The organism is Streptomyces colwelliae, assembly GCF_048158785.1.
Classification (GTDB): domain Bacteria; phylum Actinomycetota; class Actinomycetes; order Streptomycetales; family Streptomycetaceae; genus Streptomyces.
The window spans coordinates 1-6,443 of record NZ_JBLTJC010000497.1; the positions used below are offsets into that span (position 1 = coordinate 1).

The following is a 6,443-nucleotide window of genomic DNA, read 5'->3' on the forward strand; positions in this document are numbered from 1 at the left end:
GGGGAACAGGGTGCCGGTGGAGCGGGGGGTGACATGGACGTACGGAGTTGACGGGGTGCACACTACTGACACTCCCTGAGACGCGTGTCAACGGGAGCCCCCACCAACGGTGTTGACAGCGTCCTCCACCGTGCCCGTGCCGAGGCCTGATCCGGTGCACGCCCCCCACGTACCGCCGCGGTGCGCGAAGTCCGTTAGGAGCCCCAAGCGTTGAGCGTGGTCCTGTTCCGTCGTCCGGCCCGCCGTCGCGGACCCGACATGCCCGCCGGCGAGTTGGTCCTCCAGGAACCGCCGACCCTCATGGAGATCGTCCCGGACACGTCCGCGGTGTGGACGTATCTGCCGATGGCGATGATGTCGGTCTCGATGATGATGATGTTCATGCGGTCGGGCGGCCAGTCCAGCGGCATCTTCATGTACCTCGCGCTGGGCATGATGGTGATGGCCGCCGGCGCGATGATGGTCGGCCAGGTCATGCGCAAGGCCGGCGACCGCAAGCAGCGGCTGCGCGGCGAACGCCGGGACTATCTGCGCTACTTGGCGCAGAGCCGACGTACGGTGCAGCGTGCCGTGATCGAGCAGCAGCTCGCCCTCGCCTGGCGGCATCCCGAGCCCCGGGTGCTGCGCACCATGGTCCGCACGACGCGGCTGTGGGAGCGCCGGATCAAGGACGACGACTTCGGCGAGGTGCGGATAGCGGTCGGCGACCAGCAGCTCGCGATGCGGCTGACTCCCGTCTCCAGCAAGCCCGTCGAGGACCTGGAACCGCTGTGCGCGCACGCCCTGCGCCGTTTCATCCGCGCCTACAGCACCGTTCCCGGCCAGCCCATCGCGCTGTATCTGCGGTCCTGGTCACGGGTGTTGGTGCACGGCGACCACGACGCAGCGCGCGGCATGCTGCGGGGCGCGCTGTCCCAACTGGCCCTGTTCCACCCGCCGGAGGAGCTGTGGATCGCGGTCTGCGCCGGTGACGAGGTGCGGGCCGAGTGGGAGTGGGTGAAGTGGCTGCCGCACAACCAGCACCCCCAGGAGACCGACGGCGCCGGTCCGTTGCGCATGGTGGCCTCCGCGTTCACCGATCTGGAGGACCAGCTCGGCAGCGAGTTCTCCGAGCGGCCCGCGTTCGACCCCGACGCCGTGCCCGGCCGTGACGAGCCGCTGGTGGTGGTCGTGGTGGACGGCGCGAGCATCCCGGCAGGGCACCGCTTCGACGGTCCCGGTTTCCGCAACGCCGTCGTCCTCGACCTCTCCGACAGCCTGACCTGGCGCCCCGGCCGCACCACCCTGCGTCTCGACGTCGCCCCGGACACGGTCGCCCTGGTCCGCACCGACCGCAGCCGCAAGGAACAGTCCACCGTCCTGGGCCGCCCCGACCGGGTCGGTCCTGTCGCCGCCGAGGCGCTGGCCCGGCTGATCGCGCCGTACCGGATGACTCTCAGCTCGGACGCGGTCGAACCGCTGTCGAACGACACGGAGTTGACCACGCTACTCGGCATCGCCGACCTGCACCGGCTCGACCCCGACACGATCTGGCGGCGGCACAACGGCTCCGGCCGGCTGCGCGTCCCGGTCGCCGTCGGCGCGGACGGCCGGCCCGTGGAGCTGGACATCAAGGAGTCCGCGCAGGGCGGCATGGGTCCGCACGGCATGCTGATCGGCGCCACCGGTTCCGGCAAGTCCGAGCTGCTGCGCACCCTCGTCCTCGGTCTCGCGCTCACCAACTCCTCCGAGACCCTCAACTTCGTCCTCGTGGACTTCAAGGGCGGCGCGACCTTCCTCGGTCTGGACGAACTCCCGCACACCTCCGCCGTCATCACCAACCTCGCCGACGAGGCCGCCCTGGTGGAGCGCATGCAGGACGCCCTGCACGGTGAACTCATCCGCCGCCAGGAGCTGTTGAGGTCGGCCGGCAACTACACGTCCGCGCTGGAGTACGAGAAGGCGCGGGCCGGCGGCGCCGATCTCGCCCCGCTGCCCAGCCTGTTCGTCGTCGTCGACGAGTTCAGCGAACTCCTCGCCTCGCACCGGGAGTTCATGGAGCTGTTCGTGATGATCGGCCGCCTCGGCCGGTCCCTGGGCGTGCATCTGCTGCTCGCCTCGCAGCGCCTGGACGAGGGCCGTATGCACCAGTTGGAGTCGCACCTGTCGTACCGGATCGGTCTGCGCACCTTCTCCGCGATGGAGTCGCGGGGTGTCCTCGGTGTCCCCGACGCGTACGAACTGCCCTCCCAGCCCGGCAGCGGCTACCTCAAGAGCGGCATCGAGGCCCTCACCCGCTTCCGCGCCGCCTATGTCTCCGGCCCCTACCGCAGGCGCGGCGGTGCCGTCGCGCAGGCCCGGGTCGCCACCCAGGTGGTGCCCTGGTCGACCGGGTACATCGTGCCGCGCGCTCCGGCACCGGCCGCGATCGCGGCGCCGGAGCCCGAGGCGGAGGAGAGCACCGAGAGCCTGCTGGCGGTGGCGCTGGACCGGCTGCGCGACTCCGGGCCGCCCGCGCACCGGGTGTGGCTGCCGCCGCTGGACACCGCGTCCCCGCTGGACGTCCTGCTCGGCGGTCTCGGCGAGGACCCGGACCGCGGTCTGACCGCGTCCCGCTGGGCCGGCGCCGGGAAACTGCGGGTCCCGGTCGGCCTGGTGGACAAGCCCTTCGACCAGCGCCGTGACCCGCTCGTGGTGGACCTCGCCGGGGCCGGCGGCCATGTCGCCGTCGCGGGCGGTTCGCAGAGCGGCAAGTCGACGGTGCTGCGCAGCCTCATCATGGCGCTCGCGCTCACCCACACCCCGCGCGAAGTGCAGTTCTACTGCCTCGACTTCGGCGGCGGCACGCTCTCCCAGCTCACCGGGCTGCCGCACGTCGGCGGGGTCGCGGCCCGCCTCGACACCGAGCGGATCAGCCGTACGGTCGCCGAGGTCACCGCCGTCCTCACCCAGCGCGAGCAGTTCTTCCTGGACAACGGCATCGACTCGATGTCCACCTACCGGCGCCGCCGCGCGGCCGGGGAGTTCCCCGACGAACCGCACGGCGACATCTTCCTGGTGATCGACGGCTGGTCGGCGGTCCGGCAGAACTTCGACCAGTACATCCCCACGTTCAACCAGATCGCCACCAGCGGCCTCAACTACGGCATCCACCTGATCGTCGCGACCGCCCGCTGGCTGGAACTCACCGCCCCGGTCCGCGACCAGTCCGCGACCCGGCTCGAACTGCGGCTCGGCGACACGATGGACTCCGTCGTGGACATCCGCAAGGCAAGCGCGGTGCCGCAGATCCCGGGCCGCGGCCTGACCGTCGAGACGAAACTCCACTTCCTGTCCGCGCTGCCCCGCGGTGACGGGTCCACCGACCACGAGACGCTCAGCGAGGGCGTCGCGGACCTGGTGGACCGCATCGCCTCGGCCTGGCACGGGCCGCGCGCCCCCCAGGTCCGGATGCTCCCGCACCGGCTGCCCTCGGCCGAACTCCCCGAGCCCGAACTCGGCGACGGCGTCAGCCTCAAGCTGGCCCTCGGCCAGGACGAGGAGACCCTCGGCACCGTCTGGCACGACTTCTCCCGCACCCCGCACCTGGTCGCCGTCGGCGACACGGAGAGCGGCAAGACCAACCTCCTCCGGCTGGTCGCGGACTCCGTGGTCGCCCGCTACTCCCCCGCCGAGGCCCGCATCCTGGTCGTCGACTACCGCCGCGGCCTGGTCGACGCCGTCCCCGAGGAGTACCGCCTCGGCCACGCGGTGGCCCTGGAAGCCCTCAAACAACTGGTGGGCGGCTCGGCGAAGGCCCTGCGCACCCGCGTGCCGGGCCAGGAGATCACCCCGGCCCGCATGCGGCAGGCCGACTGGTGGACGGGCCCGCGCCTGTTCGTCCTCGTCGACGACTACGACATGGTCGGCGGCGGCACGGTCATGGACCACCCCTTCGCCCCGCTCTTCGAACACCTCGCGCTGGGCCACGAGTTGGGCCTCCACGTGATCGTCGCCCGCTCCGCCACGGGCGCCGGGCGTGGCCTGAACGACCAGCTCCTGCGCCGCCTCGACGAGGTCAACACCCCGGGCATCCTGATGTCCTGCTCCCCGTCCGAGGGCTACGTCTTCGGCAACGTCAAGCCCCGCGTCCTCCCCCCGGGCCGCGCCCTCCACATCGTCCGCCGCAAGCCGTCCCTCATCCAGACGGCACTGGCGGCGGAGCCGGAGGAGTGAGGAGCCGACGCTGAACGGCACGGCCCCGGGCGACTGTTCGTCACCCGGGGCCGTGCCGTTTCACCTTGTGCGTGGTGTCCACTTCACCTTGTGCGTGGTGTCCGCGAGGACCGATCCGGCCGTCAGTTCTCCGCGGTCCCCTGGACACCCGCGCCCACCGGAACCGAACTCTCCTCGCCCTCCGTGCCCTCCGGCCCGGCCGCCGTGTCCGGGCGCGACGGGCTCCAGCCCAGGCGGCGGCCCCGGGGGAGGATCAGGCCCAGCCAGACCACCGCGATGATCACGGCGAGGCCCGCCGAGGCGGGCCACAGGGCGCGGCGGAGGGGGCCTGCCGCCTTGTCCTCCGGGAGGTGGACCGGGGTGTCCGAGCCCCGTTGGGCGGGTGCGGCGGCGGTGCCGGTCAGGACCGAGGTGACCGCCGCGTACGGGTCGAGGCGGGGTACGTCGGCCGGGTAGGCGGAGGTACGGAGGAGGGTCGCGGTCTGCGCGGCCGTCAGCTCCGGGTGGACGGAGCGGACCAGCGCCGCCGCCCCCGCCACGAACCCGGCGGCCAGCGAGGCGCCCGAGCCGATGTAGTGGCCGGTCTTCTTCGGGCCGATGCCGACAACTCCGTCCCCGGGCGCGGCGATTGCCGCACTGGAGGTCGTGTACGCGCCGGTCGGCCGCTTGCCGTCGACGTCCACGTCGAGGACGGAGAGCACGCCGTCGTCGGCGGCCGGGTAGTAGTCGCGCGCGGGCGGACTGTCCGTCGCCGAGGTCGCCGTCGCCGGTGTGTCCGGTACGGCCGCCGCGATCACCAGGACATCCTTCTTCGCGGCCAGCGCGACCGCCGAGCGCAGCGTGGCGCTGTCGCCGGCGAGCGCAGCCGACACCGTCACCACCTTGGCACCGCCGTCCACGGCGGCCCGGATGCCGTCGGCGACCCGATCCGCGGTGACCGCCCCGCGCGCGTCACTGCCCCGCACCGCGAGGATCCGCGCCTGCTGCGCCACACCCGCGAACCGCACACCGTCCTGCACGGCGGCGCCGATCAGCCCCGCCACGAAGGTGCCGTGTCCCACGCAGTCGGTCCCGGCGTCACCGACCGCCGTCACCCGCCCCTTCAGCGCGGGGGCCGAGGAGGAGACCCCGGTGTCGACCACGCCGACGGTCACGCCGGTGCCCGCCGCGAACGGCCAGGTCCGGCTGAGCTGGAGGGAGACCTGCTCCCAGGGCACGTCGGTGGCGCGCTGGCCCGAGCCCGCCGTACAGGTCGCGTCGGCGTCCAACCGTGCGGACAGCACGGGGAGTTGGACCGTGCTTCCGTCGGCCGCCGCCGCGGATCCGGCGCCGCCGGCGCTCGCGGCGGCCGTCAGCAGCAGCGCCAGACCGGCGGCGCGGACCTTGCCGTGTGTCGTCGTCATGCCCGGGCCGCCCCGCTGGAGGTGGGAGAGGCGGCCGGCGAGTCCGCGAGGTCCTCCGGGAGGAGCAGCCGCAGGTCGTCGAGGCTGGGGACGGCCAGTCTGCTGAGCCGGCCCGCCTGCCGGGTCATCATCCGCTCCAGGATCTGGCGGGCGGTGCGCGCGTTGCCGAACGACCGGTCGCGGGGCAGCCCGTCGAAGTACTGCCGCAGCACCGGCCCGAGCCCGGCCGCGCACTCGTACCCGAGCTGTACGGCGTGCTCGCGGACGATGGTGACCAGCTCGTCGGAGGAGTAGTCGGCGAACTCGACACGGCGCGAGAACCGGGAGGACAGGCCCGGGTTGGAGGCCAGGAACATCTCCATCTCCTGGGTGTACCCGGCGACGATGACGACCACCTTGTCGCGGTGGTCCTCCATCAGCTTCAGCAGGGTGTCCACGGCCTCCCGGCCGAAGTCGGAGCCGGACGCCTCACGCGGGGTGAGGGTGTACGCCTCGTCGACGAACAGCACACCGCCCAGGGCCCGTTCGAAGACCTCGCGGGTCAACTGCGCGGTGTGGCCCACGTATCGGCCGACGAGGTCGGCGCGGGACACCTCGACGAGCTGGCCGCGCGGCAACACGCCCAGGGAGGCGAGGAGTTCGCCGTAGAGGCGGGCCACGGTGGTCTTGCCGGTGCCGGGCGGGCCGGTGAAGACGAGGTGGTGGCTGAGCCGGGGCACCGGGAGTCCGGCGGCCTCGCGCTGCTTGGCCGTCGACACCAGGTTGACGAGGTCGGTGACGTCCCGCTTGACCGCGTGGAGTCCGACGAGCGCGTCCAGCCTGCTCAGCGCGTCGTCGCCGGGGTCG

Annotated in this window: 3 protein-coding genes; 1 reads left to right on the plus strand and 2 read right to left on the minus strand. The window is 72.7% G+C overall.

Annotated elements, in window-relative coordinates; all coding sequences use genetic code 11:
- The first annotated feature begins 258 nt into the window (after positions 1-258).
- Positions 259-4,194 (plus strand): type VII secretion protein EccCa, encoded by a 3,936-nt coding sequence (gene eccCa / locus ACNFOC_RS48850; protein ID WP_416965450.1) that lies wholly within the window; start codon positions 259-261, stop codon positions 4,192-4,194.
- Positions 4,195-4,316: 122 nt separating this feature from the next.
- Here the strand turns inward: eccCa and ACNFOC_RS48855 are convergent, their stop codons facing one another.
- Together ACNFOC_RS48855 and ACNFOC_RS48860 are read right to left on the minus strand one after the other, a co-directional pair.
- Positions 4,317-5,597, minus strand: a complete 1,281-nt coding sequence (locus ACNFOC_RS48855) for a S8 family serine peptidase (protein WP_416965448.1) — start codon at positions 5,595-5,597, stop codon at positions 4,317-4,319.
- On the minus strand, positions 5,594-6,443 hold an 850-nt coding region (locus ACNFOC_RS48860), incomplete at its 5' end, for an AAA family ATPase (protein ID WP_416965449.1). The genes ACNFOC_RS48860 and ACNFOC_RS48855, both read right to left, overlap by 4 nt.

Coding starts and splice junctions, on each gene's coding strand:
- ACNFOC_RS48855 (WP_416965448.1), bottom strand. CDS start 5,597: ATGACGACGACACACGGCAAGGTCCGCGCCGCCGGTCTGGCGCTGCTG.
- eccCa (WP_416965450.1), top strand. CDS start 259: ATGCCCGCCGGCGAGTTGGTCCTCCAGGAACCGCCGACCCTCATGGAG.